Source organism: Bacillus timonensis (genome assembly GCF_004799755.1).
Lineage (GTDB): Bacteria > Bacillota > Bacilli > Bacillales > Bacillaceae_L > Ferdinandcohnia > Ferdinandcohnia timonensis_A.
The window spans coordinates 1-20,703 of sequence record NZ_SLUB01000046.1 but is presented as its reverse complement, the minus strand read 5'-3'; the positions used below and the strand labels follow the sequence as shown (position 1 = coordinate 20,703).

21 protein-coding genes, 1 rRNA gene and 1 riboswitch are annotated in these 20,703 nt (G+C 40.3%); of the genes, 2 read left to right on the top strand and 20 right to left on the bottom strand.

Going from position 1 to position 20,703, the window contains the following annotated elements; genetic code table 11:
- Positions 1-9: 9 nt before the first annotated feature.
- The 4 genes from E1I69_RS18755 to E1I69_RS18740 all read right to left on the bottom strand — a co-directional run bounded on the left by E1I69_RS18755 (position 10) and on the right by E1I69_RS18740 (position 4,112).
- Positions 10-696 carry a heptaprenylglyceryl phosphate synthase gene (locus E1I69_RS18755; protein WP_136381087.1) on the bottom strand — a complete coding sequence of 229 codons (687 nt, stop codon included), beginning with the start codon at positions 694-696 and terminating at the stop codon, positions 10-12.
- A 210-nt stretch (positions 697-906) separates the two neighbouring features.
- The gene (locus E1I69_RS18750) at positions 907-1,209 is read right to left on the bottom strand and encodes a YerC/YecD family TrpR-related protein (RefSeq protein WP_136381086.1); all 303 of its coding nucleotides are present in this window, start codon (positions 1,207-1,209) and stop codon (positions 907-909) included.
- Positions 1,210-1,244: 35 nt separating this feature from the next.
- A complete protein-coding gene (locus E1I69_RS18745; protein WP_136381085.1) occupies positions 1,245-2,297 on the bottom strand; it encodes a DUF3048 domain-containing protein in 1,053 nt (350 codons plus the stop codon).
- Positions 2,298-2,369: 72 nt separating this feature from the next.
- Positions 2,370-4,112, bottom strand: a complete 1,743-nt coding sequence (locus E1I69_RS18740) for an adenine deaminase C-terminal domain-containing protein (protein WP_136381084.1) — start codon at positions 4,110-4,112, stop codon at positions 2,370-2,372.
- 148 nt (positions 4,113-4,260) lie between these two features.
- Between E1I69_RS18740 and E1I69_RS18735 the strand changes: the two genes are divergently transcribed.
- A complete protein-coding gene (locus tag E1I69_RS18735; protein WP_136381083.1) occupies positions 4,261-4,518 on the top strand; it encodes a YgaP family membrane protein in 258 nt (85 codons plus the stop codon).
- A 104-nt stretch (positions 4,519-4,622) separates the two neighbouring features.
- Here the strand turns inward: E1I69_RS18735 and purD are convergent, their stop codons facing one another.
- The 14 genes from purD to E1I69_RS18665 form a co-directional block, all read right to left on the bottom strand.
- Positions 4,623-5,915 (bottom strand): phosphoribosylamine--glycine ligase, encoded by a 1,293-nt coding sequence (purD, locus tag E1I69_RS18730; protein WP_136381082.1) that lies wholly within the window; start codon positions 5,913-5,915, stop codon positions 4,623-4,625.
- 231 nt (positions 5,916-6,146) lie between these two features.
- On the bottom strand, positions 6,147-7,685 hold the full coding sequence (purH, locus tag E1I69_RS18725) for a bifunctional phosphoribosylaminoimidazolecarboxamide formyltransferase/IMP cyclohydrolase (protein WP_136381081.1): 1,539 nt from the start codon (positions 7,683-7,685) through the stop codon (positions 6,147-6,149).
- Positions 7,686-7,860: 175 nt separating this feature from the next.
- Positions 7,861-8,442 (bottom strand): phosphoribosylglycinamide formyltransferase, encoded by a 582-nt coding sequence (purN, locus tag E1I69_RS18720; protein WP_136381080.1) that lies wholly within the window; start codon positions 8,440-8,442, stop codon positions 7,861-7,863.
- On the bottom strand, positions 8,439-9,479 hold the full coding sequence (gene purM, locus E1I69_RS18715; protein ID WP_136381079.1) for a phosphoribosylformylglycinamidine cyclo-ligase: 1,041 nt from the start codon (positions 9,477-9,479) through the stop codon (positions 8,439-8,441). Before purM ends, purN begins: the two co-directional genes overlap by 4 nt.
- A 24-nt stretch (positions 9,480-9,503) precedes the next feature.
- On the bottom strand, positions 9,504-10,922 hold the full coding sequence (gene purF, locus E1I69_RS18710; protein ID WP_136381078.1) for an amidophosphoribosyltransferase: 1,419 nt from the start codon (positions 10,920-10,922) through the stop codon (positions 9,504-9,506).
- On the bottom strand, positions 10,898-13,123 hold the full coding sequence (purL, locus tag E1I69_RS18705) for a phosphoribosylformylglycinamidine synthase subunit PurL (protein ID WP_136381077.1): 2,226 nt from the start codon (positions 13,121-13,123) through the stop codon (positions 10,898-10,900). The genes purF and purL overlap by 25 nt, the downstream gene beginning before the upstream one ends.
- Positions 13,107-13,793, bottom strand: a complete 687-nt coding sequence (gene purQ, locus E1I69_RS18700) for a phosphoribosylformylglycinamidine synthase subunit PurQ (protein WP_136381076.1) — start codon at positions 13,791-13,793, stop codon at positions 13,107-13,109. The genes purL and purQ overlap by 17 nt, the downstream gene beginning before the upstream one ends.
- Complete coding sequence (gene purS, locus E1I69_RS18695) at positions 13,790-14,044, bottom strand: phosphoribosylformylglycinamidine synthase subunit PurS (RefSeq protein ID WP_136381102.1); 255 nt, start codon at positions 14,042-14,044, stop codon at positions 13,790-13,792. Before purS ends, purQ begins: the two co-directional genes overlap by 4 nt.
- Complete coding sequence (gene purC, locus E1I69_RS18690; protein WP_136381101.1) at positions 14,044-14,760, bottom strand: phosphoribosylaminoimidazolesuccinocarboxamide synthase; 717 nt, start codon at positions 14,758-14,760, stop codon at positions 14,044-14,046. Before purC ends, purS begins: the two co-directional genes overlap by 1 nt.
- Positions 14,761-14,810: 50 nt before the next feature.
- Positions 14,811-16,103, bottom strand: coding sequence for an adenylosuccinate lyase (gene purB, locus E1I69_RS18685; RefSeq protein ID WP_136381075.1), 1,293 nt, complete (start codon positions 16,101-16,103; stop codon positions 14,811-14,813).
- A gap of 17 nt (positions 16,104-16,120) precedes the next feature.
- The gene (purK, locus tag E1I69_RS18680) at positions 16,121-17,269 is read right to left on the bottom strand and encodes a 5-(carboxyamino)imidazole ribonucleotide synthase (protein WP_207308574.1); all 1,149 of its coding nucleotides are present in this window, start codon (positions 17,267-17,269) and stop codon (positions 16,121-16,123) included.
- A complete protein-coding gene (purE, locus tag E1I69_RS18675) occupies positions 17,256-17,744 on the bottom strand; it encodes a 5-(carboxyamino)imidazole ribonucleotide mutase (protein WP_136381073.1) in 489 nt (162 codons plus the stop codon). The genes purK and purE overlap by 14 nt, the downstream gene beginning before the upstream one ends.
- Positions 17,745-17,839: 95 nt before the next feature.
- A riboswitch (purine riboswitch) is annotated at positions 17,840-17,941 on the bottom strand.
- Positions 17,942-18,015: 74 nt separating this feature from the next.
- Positions 18,016-18,213 (bottom strand): NETI motif-containing protein, encoded by a 198-nt coding sequence (locus E1I69_RS18670; protein WP_136381072.1) that lies wholly within the window; start codon positions 18,211-18,213, stop codon positions 18,016-18,018.
- Complete coding sequence (locus E1I69_RS18665; RefSeq protein ID WP_136381071.1) at positions 18,210-18,752, bottom strand: DUF2179 domain-containing protein; 543 nt, start codon at positions 18,750-18,752, stop codon at positions 18,210-18,212. Before E1I69_RS18665 ends, E1I69_RS18670 begins: the two co-directional genes overlap by 4 nt.
- A 182-nt stretch (positions 18,753-18,934) precedes the next feature.
- On the opposite strand from E1I69_RS18665, the gene E1I69_RS18660 reads away from it, so the two are divergent.
- Positions 18,935-19,372, top strand: coding sequence for an Hsp20/alpha crystallin family protein (locus tag E1I69_RS18660; protein WP_136381070.1), 438 nt, complete (start codon positions 18,935-18,937; stop codon positions 19,370-19,372).
- A gap of 42 nt (positions 19,373-19,414) precedes the next feature.
- Here the strand turns inward: E1I69_RS18660 and E1I69_RS18655 are convergent, their stop codons facing one another.
- On the bottom strand, positions 19,415-19,729 hold the full coding sequence (locus tag E1I69_RS18655; RefSeq protein WP_136381069.1) for a DUF3784 domain-containing protein: 315 nt from the start codon (positions 19,727-19,729) through the stop codon (positions 19,415-19,417).
- Positions 19,730-20,597: 868 nt separating this feature from the next.
- Positions 20,598-20,703 (bottom strand): 5S ribosomal RNA (gene rrf / locus E1I69_RS18650); the annotation flags it as partial.

Sequence of the window (20,703 nt, the reverse complement as noted above, 5' to 3'; positions counted from 1 at the left end):
ATTCCACGTTTATCCCTTAACAGCTTGTACTGTTTTCAAAGCTATATTTATATCTTCATAAATAATATTTCCAACAACAACGGTATCAGCACATTGAGCCATTTCTTTTGCTTGCTCAGGTGTCCTGATTCCCCCGCCATAAAACAGTTTTGTTTTTTGTAGGTTATTTTTTACAGACTCAACGATTTCCTTGTCGCCATAGGTACCGCTATATTCTAAGTAAAAAATAGGGAGAGAAAACATTTTCTCCGCCATAATTGCATACGCAATCGTCTCATCCTTACTTAATAAGGCGTTGGCACCTGTTAGTTTAGCAGCCTTGCACTCTTCATTGAGAATGCAATACCCCTGCATAATCATTTCATCCCAATTCATTACATCTCCATATTCCTTAACCGCCTCATGGTGCAGTCCCATCATCCATCTAGTGTCACTACTATTTAAAACGGTAGGAATAAAATATAAATCAAAGCCAGGTGTGACTGACTCGATGTTCGAAATTTCTAAAACAACAGGTACTGTATAGCGTCGGATTCCAGACATAAGGTGAAGGACATTGTCTAGTGTCACCCCATCTGTTCCGCCAACGATAATGGCATCTGTACCAGATTCACAAATTGCATCTAAATGTTCCTCACTGATTTCCTTATTTGGATCCAGCTTAAAAACATGTCTCCACTCTCTAAAATCGTACATGAAGATCCTCCATTCATCTTTCCATTCCTCCATTATAACAAAACTACACGCATCTATTAATACCTAGGTGGATTTCATTGAAAATGAGTTTTAGTGGGTGATTTTTTGGGAAAAAGCACTATTTGATATGGCTTTTGGTTAAAAAAGGAAAAATGTAAATCACAAACAAAAAAAGCCGAAACCCCAAGGTTCCGACTTTCTTCACGGTGTTTATTGATTTTCCGTTTCTTTCACACGGTCTAGCGCCATTTGATAGGCATCGTTCCCATAGTTTAAGCATCGCTTCACACGTGAAATAGTCGCTGTGCTTGCTCCTGTTTCCGTTTCAATCTTATGGTACGTATTACCTTCTTGAAGCATTCTTGCAACTTCAAGGCGTTGAGCCAATGATTGAATTTCATTTACAGTACATAAATCATCAAAGAATCGATAGCACTCCTCAAGATCTTTTAGTGAAAGGACTGCATTAAATAATTGATCAAGTTCTTTCCCACGTAATTTATCAATTTGCATATAGATAATATCTCCCTTTTTAAGATGTACTTCTATTAATTACCAAACGAAACGGCGCCTGCTATTCCTGGTGATGTTGGAATAATATTAATCCAGGTTTTTCCCGGAACAAAGCCAATTTCTTTCCCATTCACGAAAGGAACAATTCGTCCATCCACATTTCTCCACTCAATTTCCTGAGCTTTACCTTTTTGAAGTAAATAGCCTTTACCTCCTGATGTCACATCGATGGCTCTTCTTCCATAATCATCAATAAAACGATGATTCATTTCAACAACTAACACATTATCAAGTAGCACTGGTGTGTTCGTTTCTCTGTCAACCGTTTGGTCGCCACCGCTATATCGCTCATACTTGCCTTTTTCTTGATTATAATCATACACAGCAGCAAAAATATCTCTTGATGAGTAAGACACTCGAACATGTTCAGCTTGGGTTCCTTCAATTCCATTTACTTCGTCTTCTGATAAAAATACAAAGCTTGGAACCTCTTCTTCCATTGAATATCCTTGTTTATCTGCCCCTTTTGCGATATTTTCAAATGAAATATACGAGTTATGAGGAGCAACATTATGGTCAGCTCTCCAAAACAGAGTGCCATCATAAACCATGCCATTTATGTTGTCGACCTTGCCGCTGTTCAATATTTGCTGGGCTTCAGGGCTCCATCCATGGGCCACATATAAGGCATCAAAGCCTTTGCTCAACTCAATATAATAATCTCTCGCACTACGCACAGGTCCAATTATCTCTGGTTTTTCACTTTGAAACACCGCGAGGAAGCGTGTAACATCGCCTTCAGCTAATACTTCATAGACGACATCAGCCATGTATAAACCAGATTGGGGACGTGCTTGCGGATGATTGTTAACCATTACAGCAAACGGACGATTGTTTATGTCTTCATTTGTCTGTATCCCTGTTAACGGAAAAACATGTTCAAACTCTTGGCTCGGCTCTTCTTTTGCAGCCGGTTCAGTTTGTTTTGGTTCATGCTCATCCTGCTGCTTTGATGCTTCTTCTTTATTACTACATGCTGCGGTTAGAAGTAATAGGACAAATCCTAAAATGTATAAAGTCTTTTTCATGATCGAGCACACAACCTTTATTAAAATTAAATCACATGCGTTTTGACGTATTTTGTTAAATCCTTTTATATTTTAACGCATTATTGACGGAAAGAGTACTATTTTATTCATGACATCATAAATCCCTTGAGGTGTGATGCGAATATATGGCAAATGTGTAGACGATAAAAATGTTAACGTATAGATGGGATCACTATGATTATATCCGCGTTCCCGCACCATACGGACAAATTCTTTTTCAAGCGAGCTTAATTCTACCACAGATTTTGATGACGTTACTCCACCTATATCTAACGGAATTTCGTGCAGGACAATCCCCCCCTCTGTTAACACAATACCCCCGCCCATATCCTTCATTCGATTAAAGGCAAGAAGCATATCCTTTTTATTTTTACCAATTAATACAAAATCACCCGTATTTGAAAAAGAACTTGCAAATCCGGAAATTCGATTTGCAAAACCTTTTACGATTGTGTTTACACGCCATTTCCCTTCTCTGTCCACTAGCATTAAAAAGCTCTCATCATGATCAATAGAAAGCTCATCATAAGATGCATCAATGGAAATAGAGTATGGTTTCATAATAACTGCATTTTCCATCTTCATTCCAAATGGCATGGAAAATTGAAGATCATCTAGTGTTAACTCCCAGTTTGTAGCAAGATTTGAAAAACCCTCGCTCTTCCATGGAAATTTTGGAAATGCATTTTGGTCTTTATTATCCCGCTTTAACCAAACTCCTTTTGAAAGAACGGAATCAGGAGTTGGATTGTCTTTTGCAGATAAAATATTAAGGTTTGCGATTCTTCCTGTCGCAATCATACCATGGAGGTTCTCAATATTATAATGTCTTGCCACGTTAATCGTCGCCATATTGTACGCATCGATGATTGGCACACCTTTTTCAATAGCAATTTTGATCATATAATCGATGATACCCTGCTCGTAAAAGGCCGGTGGTGAACCATCTGTCGTAAAGATAAAATGATCATACTGATTAATGCCCATTTCATGAATTTCGTCTAAAATTTTAGGCAAGTCTGGACGAATCGATGAGTACCGTAGCGAAGTGGTGTATCCTTGTAGCAGACGATTTAACACGTCGGTTCCGGTCATTGACTCATGATCACTATCAGCACCTAATAGCATCAATTTTGCTAATGTTTTTTCCGAAGCTCCAGGAAAATGTCCTTCCACCTTTTTTCCAATCCTTTTCGTTTCTTGAATCCAATGTAGCATAAGGTCATCGCCATCAAGCAGCTTTGGCCATCCTGTCAATTCTCCACCTTGAACAACTGAGTCATGCTCGATCCAACTTAGTACATTCCCATTCGAAAAAGATTGTTCCTCATGATGAATTTCAGTCTGAGGGTCATAACGGCACCACCAGTACATCGTTACAGGAAGTTTCTTCATTTCCTCCAGAAAAGAAAACGCTTTCTTTTTTGTCGTCTGTAATGCAAGTACTAAGTTATCATTGATGATAGTTGTGGTCCCTGTTTGGGATGCATATTGAGCAAATGAGTGGGGATTATATAAATGAAAAGAATGTGCATGAGGTTCAATGTAACCCGGCACAACGAATTTCCCATCACACTCTACAATTTCACAGTCGGTGAGTTTTGATGGTAATTGCTGACCCACATACACAATGCGATCTTGGTAAATCCAAATATGTGCGTTAATCCATTTTCTTAATAGTTGATTTAAGTATGTGACATTTTTTAATAGAATCGTTGGTGATTTTTTTCCATCTATGACAGCAACATGTTCTCGAAGTTGCTTATTTTTCCAGCGGTAACGTTGCCCAACCATTAACCATCTCTCCTATCTCAGCTTAAAGCCTCATGGAAGCGCTTTACATTATAGTACCATATTAATTGATTTACTGCATTAAAGACTTTGTGAAAATTTGTAAAAATTTTTAAGTTTGTTTGTAAAAATATGTGAGGGGGGCAATCAAATGAAACCAAATATCGGGATGATTAATGCGTTAATTCGAATCACTTGTGGGTTTACGATGTTGGCATGGGCAACATCAAAAATGGTTAAACGCCCATGGCGCGAAAGCTTTATTGTAGTGGCAATGCTTGGGGGAATGAAGGTCGCTGAGGGGATTACACGTTTTTGCCCGTTAACAGCTCTCTTTAATGAATATGTTGAGAGGAAGCAAGAAGAGCCAGAACCACAAAAACAACTTCCTCCAGTAAATCCATCTTAAAAAAAGGTAAGAGGGCGGCCTCTTACCTTTTTTGCGTTTTAATATAAGATAATTGCGCGTTATTTTTTGGAATTGCGCGTTAGATAACCGGAATTGCGCGTTAATTACGCGAATTGCGCTTTAGCATCGCTCATTGCGCTATAAGCTAATGCCTTATTTCCAATATCTTTTCGATAAAATAGATTTGAACACTGAATTTTTCCCGCGTCTTGGTAGACAATGTTTTGGGCATCTTCTAGGCTTTCACCGCTTGCAACAACGGTTAAAACCCTTCCGCCATTCGTAACAAATTGATCATTCACCTTATCTGTTCCAGCATGAAAAACGGTAATTTTTTCATCAAGGTTGTTTAGTCCTTCAATGATTGCCCCTTTTTCATAGTTTTCCGGATAGCCTTTTGAAGCAAGCACGACACCTAGTGTTGCTTGGTTAGACCACTCAAGGGTTATCTCTCTCTGATCAAGCAGTCCTTCAATCACTTCTATAAAATCAGAGTCTAAACGTGGAAGAACTACCTGTGTTTCAGGGTCGCCAAAACGAGCATTATATTCAATGACCTTTGGTCCATTTACAGTTAATATTAACCCCGCATAAAGAACGCCGGTAAACCTTCTTCCTTCCGTTTCCATCGCTTTAACGGTTGGATTGATGATCGTTTCAATCGCTGTTTGAACAACTTTCTCTGAAATTTGCGGAACGGGGGAATAAGCACCCATCCCTCCTGTGTTAGGACCTTCATCATTATCAAAGGCACGCTTATGGTCTTGTGAAATAACCATGGGATAGGCTTTTTTTCCGTCCACAAAAGCCATTAAGGAGAATTCCTCACCTTCTAGAAATTCTTCAATGACAACTTGAGCGCTTGCCTCGCCAAATTTATTCGCCTCAAGCATGTCATACACACTTGATAAGGCTTCATCTAAGGTAAGAGCAACTGTCACACCTTTACCAGCAGCTAAACCATCTGCTTTGATTACGATTGGGGCACCTTTTTCTTGGATATATTGTTTGGCATCTTCGTAAGAGGTAAATGTTTCGTATTCCGCAGTTGGAATCTTATATTTTTTCATGATTTCCTTCGCAAACGATTTACTACCTTCAAGCAAAGCCGCTTCTTTTGTTGGTCCAAAAATGGCTAAGCCTTCTGCCTGAAATCGATTGACAATCCCATTAATTAATGGAACCTCCGGACCGACTAGGGTGAGATCGACTTGTTCTTGCTTAACAAACTGAATTAGACGGTCAAAATCATTTTCATCGATATTGACTAAGGTAGCAATATCCTCCATGCCTGGATTACCAGGTGCCACAAAAACTGTGTCTACTTTGGGACTTTGAGCAACCTTCCAGACGAGCGTATGTTCACGGCCACCACGACCCACGATTAGTACTTTCATTTATTCACCCCATTCAACGTATTAATTTGATATACAAATATTCAATGTCTAGCTCCAGGCGCCATCGGCTCTCTGGTCTAAGCCAATCGCTTCGGAAGGTAAAATACACCTTCTGCCAGCGCTCGTCTTATGCTTGTACTTGCACAGGATGTGCTGACATCGACGTTCGCCACAGGACGTGGCGGTAGTTAGTCGATGTTCCGTTACCAAGGCGCCTTGCACTTTTCTTATTTAGTGTTTAAAATGACGTACTCCGGTAAAGACCATTGCGATTCCGTATTCGTCAGCTTTTTGAATGGACTCTTCGTCTCGGATTGATCCACCTGGTTGGATGATGGCTGTGATACCTGCCTTTGCTGCAGCTTCTACTGTGTCACCCATTGGGAAGAAAGCATCTGATGCAAGTGCTGATCCTTTTGCCTTTTCACCCGCTTGAGTAATCGCAATATTCGCTGACCCTACCCGGTTCATTTGACCTGCGCCAATTCCAATTGTCATATCGTCTTTTGCTAAGACAATCGCATTTGATTTCACGTGTTTTACAACCTTCCAGCCAAGCTTTAAATCAGCCCATTCTTGTTCGGTTGGTTCACGTTTTGTCGGAATCGAAATGGTTGCATCATCTAAGCCATATGCATCTTCATCCTGGACAAGCAATCCACCACGAACGGACACAAGCTTCTTTAGGGCCTTCTTGTCATCAGAAAAATCAACTGTCAGTAGACGTAAATTTTTCTTTGAAGAAAGAATCTCAAACGCTTCTTCGCTAAATGATGGGGCAATAATAATTTCTAAGAAAATCTCGCGCAATTTATGAGCAGTTTGTGCGTCAACTTCACGGTTAACCGCGATGATTCCACCAAAAATAGAGGTAGAATCTGCTTCATATGCTTTTTGATATGCTTCCTCTAATGTATTTCCAACTCCTACTCCACAAGGGTTCATATGTTTAACAGCTACTGCAGCTGGCTCTTTGAACTCTTTGACGATTTGTAGAGCCGCATCTGCGTCATTAATATTATTGTAGGATAGTTCTTTTCCGTGTAATTGTGTGGCCGACGCAATAGAAACAGGCGTACCTAATGGCTTTTTATAAAATGCGGCCTTTTGATGTGGGTTTTCTCCATATCGAAGGTCTTGTTTCTTTTCATACGTAACCGTTAAGGATTCTGGACTTTCCTCACCCGCTGCATTTGTTAAGAATTCAGCAATGACTGCATCATAAGCAGCCGTATGACGGAATACCTTTGCACCTAAACGAAGCTTGGTTTGTGCTGTAACTTCACCTTTTTCAGTAATCTCCGCTAAAACGGTATCGTAATCCTGTGGGTCAACAACAACTGTTACATACTTGTGGTTTTTAGCTGCAGAACGGAGCATAGATGGTCCACCGATATCGATATTTTCAATCGCATCCGCAAACTGAACGTCTGGCTTCGCAATCGTTTGTTGGAATGGATAAAGGTTAACAACCACTAAATCAATCGGTGTAATCTGATGTTCTTGAAGCTGTTTGACATGTTCTTCATTATCTCGAACTGCAAGAAGTCCTCCATGAATATTGGGATGAAGGGTTTTTACACGCCCATCCATGATTTCTGGAAAGCCTGTTACTTCTGAGATTCCGATAACGGTAAGTCCTGCCTCTTCAAGAGTACGTTTTGTACCACCCGTTGATATAACCTCAACCCCATTTTCAATTAAGCCTTTTACAAATGGAACAAGACCTTGTTTATCTGAAACACTGATAAGTGCACGTTTAATTGTCACGTTAATCGCTCCTTACTGTAGATTTCCGCTCTTCACTGTTTTAAGAGGATGTTCAAAAAGTCCGGTAAAAATGACTCATCGAATTTCTTCGTTGGCTTGCTTCTCCGTTCCTCACGTATTAACTACATACGCTCCGGTACTCAAAGCTGCACCGCCTTGAACTTCTTGGTCCTTTTCATCCTCCTTTTTGAACACTCATTACAAGAGACTGCAGGATTTGTGGATAAAATTCATGTTCGATTTCATGTACTTTTTCTTCGATGCTTTCTAACGTATCCCCTGGTTTAATCACTAGTTCCCGTTGCGCAATGATTGGTCCCGTATCCAGCCCCTCATCGACATAATGAATCGTTACGCCAGTCATGTTGACACCTGCTTGATACGCCTGACCAATCGCATCTTTACCCGGAAATGCAGGCAGTAATGACGGATGGATGTTCACGATTTTATTGCGATACGCCTTTAAAAGAGTATCACCAATTAATCTCATATATCCAGCTAACACTATTAATTCTACATTTTTCGCACGTAGTTTTTCCACAATTTCTGCTTCAAATAATGACTTTTGTGGATATTCTTTTGGTGAAAAAACAAAAGTCTCCACCCATTCCTTTGAAGCCCGCTCAATCACCTTTGCACCCGGCTTATCACAAACGACTAATTCAATTTTGGCTGCAAGCCTTCCTTCCTTAATCGAATCTACAATTGCTTGAAAATTTGTGCCACTGCCCGATGCAAATACTGCTATTTTTTTCATACAAGTGCTCCTCCACCAAAGGTTACACCGTTTCCTTCTTTTATACGACCAATAATAAATGCCTTTTCACCTTGCTCTTCAAGTAGCCCAATCACATCCTGTAGAATTGCTTCTTCAATAACAAGAACCATTCCAATTCCCATATTAAAAATATTGAACATTTCTTTTCGATCAAGTTTTCCAGTCTCTTGAAGAAGGTCAAAAATGGGTGGGATTGGCCATGAGCCATAATCTACTTCCGCCCCCACACCGTCTGGTAGCATCCGAGGAATATTTTCAATAAAGCCGCCACCAGTAATATGAGACATTCCCTTAATTTCAAATGTTTCCATTGCTTTTAACAAGGATTTTACATAAATTTTGGTAGGCTGTAGAAGTTCTTCCCCTAATGGACGACCGATTTCTCCATAGTTTTTCGCAAGGTCTAGCCCGCCATCCTCAAGCAACACCTTACGCACAAGTGAATAGCCGTTGCTGTGAATGCCACTGGAGGAAAGACCGATTAAAACATCACCAGGTTTAATCGAAGCTCCTGTTACAAGCTTTGATTTCTCAGCAACACCTACTGAAAAGCCAGCAAGATCATATTCATCTTCACTATACATGCCCGGCATTTCCGCTGTTTCACCGCCAATTAAGGCACACCCTGCTTGTTCACAGCCATCAGCAATCCCTTTTACAATCTGTTCGATTTTTTCAGGTTTTGCTTTCCCACATGCAATATAATCTAAAAAGTATAAGGGCTCTGCTCCTTGAACCACAATATCGTTCACACACATTGCAACTGCATCGATTCCAATCGTATCGTGCTTATTCATCATAAAAGCCAGCATGAGCTTCGTGCCAACACCGTCCGTGCCTGAAACCAAAACAGGCTCTTTCACATTGACTTTTGAAAGGTCAAACATGCCACCAAAGCTACCCAGTCCCCCCATTACTTCGGGGCGAACTGTTTTTGCGACATGCTTTTTCATTCTGGAAACAGCTTCATAGCCTGCTTCAATATCTACTCCAGCTTGCTTATAAGAATTTGCCATTGTTAAGAACACCTCTACCTTCTGTTAGCTAAATACTTTTTCATGTGGTAACACCGTATCTGGGAAGATTTCCGTTGGGTATTTTCCTGTAAAACACGCCATACATTGTCCGCGCGTTTCGCCTTCAAACGGTCTGCCAATTGCTTTTACTAACCCTTCCGGACTAAGAAACGTTAATGTATCTGCTCCAATAAGTTCACGAATTTCTTCAACTGAATGTGAAGAAGCAATTAACTCCTCATGTGTTGAGGTATCAATTCCGTAGAAACATGGATTCTTCATTGGCGGTGAACTAATGCACACATGGACTTCCGTTGCACCTGCTTCACGAAGCATGTTAACAATTCGTCTGCTAGTAGTCCCACGTACAATTGAATCGTCCACCATCACAACACGTTTTCCTTCAACAACACCACGAACAGCCGAGAGTTTCATTTTTACCCCTTGTTCCCGTAGTGATTGGGAAGGTTTTATAAACGTTCTACCTACATAACGATTCTTAATGAGACCCAGTTCATAAGGAATTCCTGACTGCTCTGCATAACCGATAGCGGCTGAAATACTAGAATCAGGTACTCCTGTTATAACATCGGCTTCAATCGGAGCTTCAATGGCTAGCTGTTTACCTAAATTTTTACGAGCGGTATGAACATTGATCCCATTAATATTGCTATCAGGACGAGAAAAATAAATATATTCCATGCTGCACATTGCACGATTGGTCATTAATGAAAATCGTTCAGAATGAATACCTTCATCATTGATGACAATTAGTTCGCCAGGCTCAACATCTCTTTCAAATTTTGCTCCGACAATATCAAATGCACAGGTCTCAGAAGCTACTACCCAAGCATCGCCAAGTCTGCCAAGTGATAACGGACGAAGACCATTTGGGTCAAGGGCAACGATCATTTTCTTTTCGGTCATAACCAAAAACGCATAGGCCCCTTTTAACATCGTTAATGCATTTTTAACACGATCTTTGATTTTGGTATATCCACTTTTTCTCGTTAAATGGGCGAGAACCTCAGTATCGGAAGTTGTTTGAAAAATACTTCCTTGGTTTTCCAGCTGATGTTTCAGGTCATTTGCATTCACAAGATTTCCATTATGGGCAATTGCAAGCCCACCAACTTGAGAATTAAAGAGGAGGGGCTGAACATTTTGAATGCCCCCGCCCCCTGCTGTTGCATAACGAACATGCCCAATCGCAGCTTTTCCTTGTAATTGTTCCAGCCCACCATTGCCAAATACTTCATTCACAAGGCCTTCCCCTTTTACAATGCGAAGCTTTTCACCATTGCTAACAACAATGCCGGCACCCTCTTGACCACGATGCTGTAAACTGTGTAATCCATAGTACGTAATTTGAGCAGCGTCTGGGTGACCCCAGATACCAAATACACCACATTCCTCGTTTAGGCCTTTGAGTTCAGCAAGCATGGGATAGCTCCTTTCCAAGTCCGTTTTAATTCATCAACTGGTAGATTAATAATCTCTCCAGTTTGATTTTCAATGATAAACGTTCCATCACTTGTTACTTCTCCAACAAGACTTGCCTTTACTAGCTGTTCGAATTTTTCTTTGTTTTCTTTTTTCACAGATACGATAAAACGAGACTGTGTTTCACTGAATAATTCAGTTACTGCATCGCCTTTGATTTGTACTTTAACGCCTAAGCCTTTTGTACCGAAGGCTTTTTCCGCTAATGCTACCGCGAATCCACCCTCTGCTACATCATGTGCAGAAGCAATTACACCTGCGCGAATCGCAGTTAATACTTGTTTTTGTCTTCTTCTTTCAATCTCTAAATCTAGCTCAGGAACTGGACCAAAAATTTCTCCATGGATTAATTTTTGAAGTTCACTGCCTGCGAATTCTTCTTTCGCCTCACCAATAACATAAACAAGATCGCCTGCTTCTTTAAATTCCTGAGTCGTAATATGAGAAACATCATCAATCAACCCAACCATACCAATAACTGGTGTAGGGTAGATTGCTTCACCGTTCGTCTCATTATAAAGAGACACGTTTCCACCAATAACTGGTGTATTTAACACACGGCAGGCTTCGCTAATTCCATCTGCAGCCTTTTCAATCTGCCAAAAAATTTCTGGTTTCTCTGGGTTACCGAAGTTTAAATTATCTGTAATCGCAAGTGGTGCACCACCGGAGCAAACGATGTTTCTTGCTGCTTCACATACTGCGATTTGCCCACCAACCCCTGGATCTAAATAGAGATATCTAGAGTTACAGTCTGTTGTCATCGCAAGTGCTTTCTTGGTATCGCGGATTCTTACAACAGCAGCATCCGAACCTGGAGCAACCACTGTATTTGTACGCACCATGTAGTCATATTGGTCATAAACCCATTCCTTACTTGCGATTGTAGGCTGTGCAAGTAAGTCTAAAAGGGTTTGGCCTATGTCTTCAAGTTTAGGAGCTTCCACCTTCATTTCCTTAAATTCACGATAGGAAGCAGGTTCACTAGAAGGTTTATAATAGACAGGCGCATCTTCTGCTAATGCATCAACTGGTACGTCTGCGATAATTTCGCCTTTGTGTACGAGGCGAAATTGTTTGTCATCTGTAACCTTTCCGATTGCTACAGCTTCAAGGTCATATTTTTTGACGATATCTTGGATTTCTTGCTCTCTGCCTTTTTCAACAACGATTAACATACGCTCTTGTGATTCAGAAAGCATCATTTCATAGCCAGTCATACCTGTTTCACGTTGTGGGACAAGGTCGAGGTTCATTTCAATTCCTGAGCCCGCTTTACTTGCCATTTCCGCTGATGAGCTCGTTAAACCTGCTGCACCCATGTCTTGAATTCCGACTAATGCATCTGATTTTACAATCTCTAAACTAGCTTCAAGCAATAATTTTTCCATAAAAGGATCTCCAACCTGTACCGCTGGGCGCTTTGCATCTGAATCCTCTGTAAGTTCCTCAGAAGCAAAAGTTGCACCATGAATTCCGTCACGGCCAGTTTTCGCGCCGATATACATGACAGTATTGCCAACACCTTTTGCTTGGCCTTTTTGAATATCTTCGTGGTTGATTAGACCCACACACATAGCATTAACAAGAGGATTTCCTTCATAGGAAGCGTCAAATTGAACTTCCCCACCGACTGTAGGAATTCCAATACAATTTCCATAACCGGCGATGCCTGCCACTACTTCTTCAAACAAGTATTTCACTCTTGGTGAGGTTAACTCACCAAAACGAAGGGAGTTTAATAGTGCAATCGGTCTTGCTCCCATTGAAAACACATCACGGATAATCCCGCCCACACCTGTTGCTGCCCCTTGATAAGGTTCAACTGCTGAAGGGTGGTTATGACTTTCAATTTTAAAAACAACGGCTTGATTATCGCCAATATCAACGATTCCGGCACCTTCACCAGGCCCTTGGAGAACACGGTCTCCGGTTGTTGGAAACTTTCGTAACACAGGCTTTGAGTTTTTATAGCTACAATGCTCAGACCACATAACAGAGAACAACCCTGTCTCTGTATAGTTTGGAAGTCTTCCTAAAATCTTTTCGACTAACTCAAACTCTGAATCACTTAAACCCATTTCACTATATATTTTTTCATCCTTAATTTGCTTCGGACTTGGTTCAAGAAGTAACGACATGTGCTAACCTCCAATTTTTCACAATTGATTGAAATAGCTTAATTCCATCTGCACTACCTAATAAATCCTCAACCGCTCTCTCTGGGTGAGGCATCATTCCAAGAACATTTCCTCGTTCATTTGTAATACCCGCGATATCTGCAATACTACCATTTGGATTTAATCCGTGATACGTGAATGCGATTTGGTTGTTTACACGTAATCTAGCAAGTGTTTCTTCATCGCAATAATAGTTCCCTTCGCCATGAGCGATTGGAACTGTGATTACTTCACCCGCTTCATATTCAGATGTAAACATCGATTTATTGTTTTCAACACGGAGTTCAACCAGACGGCACATAAACTTTAACTTCTCATTACGACGCATCGCACCTGGTAAAAGACCTGCTTCCAATAAAATTTGGAATCCGTTGCAAACACCAAGAACCGGCTTACCTGCCTCCGCTGCTTTTACCACTTCATCCATCACATTTGAAAAACGAGCAAGTGCCCCCGTGCGCAGGTAATCTCCATAAGAGAAGCCGCCTGGAAGTAAAATACCGTCATACTCATCAAGATTTGTTGCATTATGCCATACATACTCGACTTCTTCCCCAAGCACATCCTTTATCGCATGAAACATATCAACATCGCAATTCGATCCTGGAAACACGATTACCGCAAATTTCACTGTGTGACAACCTCCTCAACCTCATAACGGTAATCCTCAATTACCGTGTTTGCTAATAGCTTTTCACAAATTTCTTTTACTGTTTGGTCAAGGTCTACTACTGATTCATCAATCGTTAACTCCATATATTTTCCAATCCGTACATCCTGAACTTCTTTATAATTTAATTGGTGCAAGGATCCTTTAACAGCCGTTCCTTGTGGATCTAAAACACTTTCTCGTAATGTCACATAAACCTTTACTTTGTACATCATGCAATTCGTCCCCCTAGTCGGTTTAATATTTCCGTATAAGCATCGGTTAAGTTACCAAGGTCTCTTCGGAATACATCCTTATCAAATTTTTGATTTGTTTCAACATCCCAAAAACGGCAAGTATCAGGCGAAATTTCATCTGCTAATAGGATCTCTCCGTCTTTCGTAACACCGAATTCAAGTTTAAAATCTACTAATCTTATTTGAAGGTCTAAAAAGAAGGTACGTAATACCTCATTAATTTTTAATGCCTGCTCTTTAAGCTCCTGTACTTGATCCTTTGTTGCAAGCTCTAGAACATCTATGTGATCCCCGTTTATAAGTGGATCACCGAGGTCATCATTTTTATAATAAAATTCAACAATTGGTTTTTTTAAGGTTGTTCCTTCTTCAATTCCCACTCGCTTTGCAAAACTTCCCGCAACCACATTTCGGACCACTACCTCCAGTGGAATAATCGATACACGTTTTACGAGTTGTTCATTTTGCGAAAGCTTTCCGATAAAGTGGGTTCGGATTCCCGCAATATGAAGCTTTGAAAATAGCATACTTGTAATCTCGTTATTCAAGTGTCCCTTACCAATGATTTGTGCTTTCTTTTCCCCATTAAAAGCTGTCGCTTCATCCTTGTATTCCACTAATAGGATCGCTTCTTCAGCAGTTTGATAAAGTTTCTTAGCCTTTCCTTCATACAGCAAACTAAGCTTTTTTATGTCCATTTTGGACTCCTCCCCCTCAAATTCAGATTAGTGACTGGCACGATTTATAAACCTAAGCGTTCAAAAATCATATCTACACGCTTAAGGTGGTAGTTATAATCAAAGCAATCATCAATTAGGGCTGGTGTTAATCGGCTTGTAATCTTTTCTTCTGTCTCGATTAACTCACGGAACGGAACTTGTTTTTCCCAAGCTTCCATCGCTTTTGGTTGAACCGTATCATAAGCCTCTTCTCTTGTTAAACCTGAGTCAATTAACGCCAAAAGAACACGTTGAGAATAAATCAAACCAAGTGTACGATCCATATTGCGTTTCATGTTCTCTGGAAATACCGTTAAATTTTTCACAATGTTTCCAAAGCGGTTTAACATATAATTCAATGCAATCGTAGCATCCGGTAAAATGATACGCTCTGCAGAGGAATGTGAAATATCACGCTCATGCCATAGCGGAACATTTTCATAGGCTGTCATCATATACCCACGAATCACACGAGCCATTCCTGTCATATTCTCTGAACCAATCGGGTTTCGTTTATGTGGCATTGCAGATGAACCTTTTTGACCCTTTGCGAAAAACTCTTCCACTTCTCTTGTTTCACTCTTTTGCAAGCCACGAATTTCCACTGCAAATTTTTCAATCGACGTAGCAATAAGCGCCAATGTCGACATGTATGCTGCATGACGATCTCGCTGTAAGGTCTGTGTAGATATCGGTGCAGGTGAAATACCAAGCTTTTCACACACATATTTTTCAACAAATGGGTCGATATTCGCATACGTACCAACCGCTCCTGAAATCTTCCCAAACTGAACGCCTTCAGCGGCTACCTTGAAACGCTCTAGATTTCGCTTCATCTCTTCATGCCATAACGCAAGTTTTAAACCAAATGTCGTTGGCTCGGCATGAACACCATGAGTACGTCCCATCATGACCGTGTATTTATGTTCCTTCGCTTTTTCAGCTAAAATAATGATGAAATTTTCAATATCCTTTAGTAAAATATCATTTGCTTGTTTAAGGACATAAGATAGGGCAGTGTCAACAACATCTGTAGACGTCAATCCATAATGGACCCATTTTCTTTCCTCACCTAACGTTTCCGAAACGGCACGTGTAAACGCCACGACGTCATGTCTTGTTTCCTCTTCAATTTCTTTAATTCGCTCGACATCAAAAGATGCATTTTTTCGGATAAGGGCCACATCTTCTTTCGGAATCTCACCCAACTCTGCCCAAGCCTCACAAGCTAAAATTTCAACCTCTAGCCAAGCACGGAACCGATTTTCCTCCGTCCATATGGACCCCATTTCCTCACGAGTGTAACGATCAATCATAAAGTATCCTCCTCATCTTAAACGCGGGTAATTTGTGAACCATTCCAAATTTGCAAGGAGTTCGACTTTTCTAAAGCCTCTTCCGTTGTCTTTTCTAAGACGGTAACATGCCCCATCTTTCTCTTTACTTTTGCTTCTTTCTTTCCATATAAGTGAACCTTTACATTAGCTAAAAGGGATACCTTTTCTAGTAAAGGTTGTAGATGCTCACCTAAAATATTGGTCATGACAACCGGGCGTAAAAGGGTTGTTTCTCCCAGCGGCCAATTGCAAACCGAGCGCACATGCTGCTCAAATTGTGACGTCTCACAAGCATCAATTGTATAATGACCAGAATTATGAGGTCGTGGCGCCAATTCATTGATGTAGATTTCCCCGTCCTCTGTCACAAACATTTCAACCGCTAATGTTCCGACCAACTGCAATTCTGAAGCAAGTTTCATCGCCATTTCTTTTGCTTTGGCTTCTGTTTTTTTAGAGATTCTTGCCGGAACAATGGATTGATGCAGGATATTCTCAACATGAATATTCTCTGCAACCGGAAAGGTTTTAGCCTCTCCTGCCGAATTTCTTGTAACAATTACGGATATTTCTTTTTCGAAAGGCACCCATGCCTCTAAAATGCACATTCCAGACACTAGAAGGTTTGCAGCCTCTTTGACATCCGTTCTCTTTTTCAAAACAAACTGACCTTTTCCGTCATAGCCACCGCGACATGTTTTTAAAACGGATGGAACACCGATGTTCTCAACAGCCTCAGCTAATTGCTCTTCATTTTCAATCAGAAGAAATGGAGCCACCCGTAACCCAATCTCCTGAATCGCACTCTTTTCTGTACCACGATCCTGGGTGATTTTTAATAAATCACTGCCCTGAGGCAAATTCGCGTTTTCTTCAAGCCATGTTAAAGCCTCATAATCTATATTTTCAAATTCATAAGTGATTACGTCACTCACACTTGCTAACTGTTTAATTGCTTCAAGGTCATTGTAATTGGCGGTTATTTCAATATCCGCTACCTGCCCACATGGTGAATTTGGTGTTGGGTTAAGTACGGCAACGAAAAATCCCATTTCCTTAGCCGAAATGGCCATCATCCTGCCAAGCTGTCCGCCTCCGATAATTCCAATAGTTTTCCCTGGTAAAATGCGATTATTCAAGTTCATCACTACTTTCTAGTACTTGAATCTTTCTAGTTTCTCTTATTTCTACCAGCTTTTGATCCCATTCTGGAGTGGATGTTCCAAGAATGGAAGCTGCCAATAATCCCGCATTCGTTGCACCTGCTTTACCAATTGCAACTGTCGCAACCGGCACTCCACCGGGCATTTGAACAATGGATAAAAGAGAATCTAGTCCATTTAATGCTCTTGATTGAACGGGAACGCCGATAACAGGTAACGTTGTTTTTGCCGCAACCATTCCTGGTAAATGCGCTGCACCACCAGCCCCAGCAATAATGACCTTAATGCCTCGTTCTTTCGCTGTTTCCGCATATTCAAACATTAAATCTGGTGTACGATGAGCCGATACAACCTTTTTTTCATAAGGAATTCCAACTTCATCTAGTACATTGCAAGCTTCCTTCATCGTTTCCCAATCTGAAGTACTTCCCATTATTACACCAACTACTGGATTCATAAGATCCTCCTTTAAATAGAAAAATGCCCAGACTAGGACTGATTTCCGAAAAGGGGAAAGCAATCCTACCTGGGCATTCCATGTCAACAATAGGTAAAATTATACTTTTCCCTCATAGTCCAATAATTTACGGTTATCGGGTAGAAACTTATGGGCCATATTCCCAAGATTATATGAGGTAATTTATCTAACCTAATCTTAACAACAGTTTTATTGGGTTGTCAATTAATATCGAACATTTTATCTGGTCGTTATTTTGAACGTTCGTGTTTTACTGCAATTTACCTTCAAAAACAATCTTTCTTCCACATGGTTCAACGACAATCTCCCCATTACGCTTAACCTCCTGAAACACAGGTTCCTCCATTCTTCTAACAGGAAAATACCCTTCAGCCTGCATTCGGTCTAGGCATTGGTCAATCGTCTCATTTTCTTTGACCTCAAATTTTTGCTTCTTTGGTTTACTCATGATTCTAGCTTCCCTCTCCTTACAGCTTTTACCCAAAATCCGCCATGAATGGACTTCGGTTCATATGCAACAACAAATGCCTTCGGATCCACATCTGTAATGGTTTTATATAATTTCATCTCATATTTGCGTGGGGTTAAAATCGTCATCGACAATCGATCACCTTCTCTTCCCTGAGACATCCAGGTCGTAACCCCATACCCCTCAGCACGTAACAGCTTAGGCAAATCCAATTCATATTCCTTTGTAATCACACTAACGGTAATATACCCAAGCGCGAGTTTTTCCTCAATCTTCATTCCAACGATTACACCCAGTCCATATCCTACTGCATATGCAATTAAGTTTTGAATCTGATCTAAATTATCAAGTACCAAACCAAGTCCAATAACATAAATAACTACCTCAATTGTACTAATCAACGCAGCCAAATAACGCTGTCCCTTCATTGTCAGAATCATCCGCATCGTAAAAAAGGAAACATACACAATATTAATGACTAAAATAATAAGGATCATGACGTACGCATTCTGTAACAAGTTAACTCCCCCTTAGGAATTCTTCCTTCGCTTAGCTTACCAAAGTATTCATTGTACTAAACATTTTCCCTTAAGGAAACTCCCTCAAACATAATATCATGAATTTATTTATAGGCACATACCAACCCTTTTTTCCATATTCTATGGTACGCAATCGACGTAAATTTAAGGAGGGACCGCCCATGAAAATGGACCAATTTAAAAATTTGAATGATTGGCGCAAGCAATGGGACCATTTTTTTGGTGATGAATTCTGGAGCGGATTCGCCCCATTTTTCGACAACGCCCATTCTCAGCTAAACATTTATCAAGGTGAAAATGAACTGCTAGTCGTATTGAGCCTACCGGGACTCGCAAAAGTGGAGGATGTTGATATATATGTCAAACATCAAACCCTAGAAGTAAAAGGAAAAATCAATTTGAACTTTAGTGGTTTTGATATCTTACAAGAAGGCATTTTTCAAGGCAATTTCGAACGAGAAATTCAGCTCCCCTACACTGTAAAAGAAGAACGAATAAAAGCAACCTACAAGAGAGGGCTCCTATTCGTTCACCTCCACAAACAAATACCCGATGACTCCAGAAAGAAAATCGAAGTTGTTGATCGAGATCATAAATGAATCGAATAGAATGGGAAAATCCCTCACATCAAAGTGAGGGATTTATTTTGAATCAGTTGGCTTATTTAATTTGTTTACATATACAATAAGAGCAATCGAACCAATCGTAATGATGGCACCAAACAGCAATCCAAAGAGCTCACTTACAAACTCAAGTCCAAATGGCAATAATATAGTAAGCAGTCCAACGAAAATCGTAAATAAGCCAATCACTTTTGCCAGCTTCTCCTTATCCCCTTTGTATGTTTCTTCATTGTAACCAGCAATAAACGATAGCTGCTTCTTTTTCCAAATCAGAAAACCCATTAAGATACATAAAAGACCAACAATAAAACATATTATAAAACCAGCGAGCATGGGGACCCCCTCTTCCTAAGACATGATATTATCGACATAATTGATATGTCTGTTCTATATGTATTTATACGAAATGGATCATGGCTTGGTTTCAAAAATAATGGTGTGAGGATTATATAAATTGAAGGGGGTGGGAGTGACTTCCTTTTTTGAGTGGAGAATGAATTGTTTTTTGTGTGTTTAGGGCTAGGGGGAGGTTGGGGGATATACTATCTATGGCGTTTGCGGTATATCGGTTATCGGTTTGGTGTGAGTCATATACCGGTGAGGCTTTTTGCGGTTACCAGTTAGTCGTTTTGCGAGTGGGTGTATACAGGTAATGGTGTTTACGGGTTTGGCGTTCTCTAATTTTTACAATTATGAACCTCTTTATGACGTTCGCTGGTTCGGCAATTCCTAATTTTTCACAACCATGAACCTCTTTATCACGCTTGCCGTATCAACGTTTCCTAATCTTTTCCAATTATGAACTTCTTTATGACGTTCGCTTGGTCATCATTTTTTGCTGTTATTAAAAATGACAATCTAAAAAAGCTTTTGTATTGCTTGCGTTCCCTATTCCTTTATCTAATCATTGAAACAGGAATGAATCGGTCCTTTTCGTTACCATTTGCATGAAAAAAATCTCAAAACAGGAACGATTCCACGCTTTTCGTTACTCTTTTCTTCATCACATTCCCAAAAGTGGCACGATTACGCCCTTTTCGTTACCATTTACTTAAATTCAATCACAAAATGGGAACAATTCTACAGTTTACGTTACTCTTTCTCGCTCAACATCTGTCAAACAGGCACTACGTTCTTCAACCCCTAATATCCAAACAAAAACAAATAAAAAAGACCAACCATATTGGCTGATCTTTAGTGTGCCTAGCGACGTCCTACTCTCACAGGGACAAAGTCCCAACTACCATCGGCGCTGAAGAGCTTAACTTCCGTGTTCGGTATGGGAACGGGTGTGACCTCTTCGCTAT

Bases quoted from the DNA above. Each gene is read 5' to 3' on its own strand.
- E1I69_RS18755 (WP_136381087.1), bottom strand. From the start codon at position 696: ATGTACGATTTTAGAGAGTGGAGACATGTTTTTAAGCTGGATCCAAAT.
- E1I69_RS18750 (WP_136381086.1), bottom strand. From the start codon at position 1,209: ATGCAAATTGATAAATTACGTGGGAAAGAACTTGATCAATTATTTAAT.
- E1I69_RS18745 (WP_136381085.1), bottom strand. From the start codon at position 2,297: ATGAAAAAGACTTTATACATTTTAGGATTTGTCCTATTACTTCTAACC.
- E1I69_RS18740 (WP_136381084.1), bottom strand. From the start codon at position 4,112: ATGGTTGGGCAACGTTACCGCTGGAAAAATAAGCAACTTCGAGAACAT.
- E1I69_RS18735 (WP_136381083.1), top strand. From the start codon at position 4,261: ATGAAACCAAATATCGGGATGATTAATGCGTTAATTCGAATCACTTGT.
- purD (WP_136381082.1), bottom strand. From the start codon at position 5,915: ATGAAAGTACTAATCGTGGGTCGTGGTGGCCGTGAACATACGCTCGTC.
- purN (WP_136381080.1), bottom strand. From the start codon at position 8,442: ATGAAAAAAATAGCAGTATTTGCATCGGGCAGTGGCACAAATTTTCAA.
- purM (WP_136381079.1), bottom strand. From the start codon at position 9,479: ATGGCAAATTCTTATAAGCAAGCTGGAGTAGATATTGAAGCAGGCTAT.
- purF (WP_136381078.1), bottom strand. From the start codon at position 10,922: ATGCTTGCTGAACTCAAAGGCCTAAACGAGGAATGTGGTGTATTTGGT.
- purL (WP_136381077.1), bottom strand. From the start codon at position 13,123: ATGTCGTTACTTCTTGAACCAAGTCCGAAGCAAATTAAGGATGAAAAA.
- purS (WP_136381102.1), bottom strand. From the start codon at position 14,044: ATGTACAAAGTAAAGGTTTATGTGACATTACGAGAAAGTGTTTTAGAT.
- purB (WP_136381075.1), bottom strand. From the start codon at position 16,103: ATGATTGATCGTTACACTCGTGAGGAAATGGGGTCCATATGGACGGAG.
- purK (WP_207308574.1), bottom strand. From the start codon at position 17,269: ATGAACTTGAATAATCGCATTTTACCAGGGAAAACTATTGGAATTATC.
- purE (WP_136381073.1), bottom strand. From the start codon at position 17,744: ATGAATCCAGTAGTTGGTGTAATAATGGGAAGTACTTCAGATTGGGAA.
- E1I69_RS18670 (WP_136381072.1), bottom strand. From the start codon at position 18,213: ATGAGTAAACCAAAGAAGCAAAAATTTGAGGTCAAAGAAAATGAGACG.
- E1I69_RS18660 (WP_136381070.1), top strand. From the start codon at position 18,935: ATGAAAATGGACCAATTTAAAAATTTGAATGATTGGCGCAAGCAATGG.
- E1I69_RS18655 (WP_136381069.1), bottom strand. From the start codon at position 19,729: ATGCTCGCTGGTTTTATAATATGTTTTATTGTTGGTCTTTTATGTATC.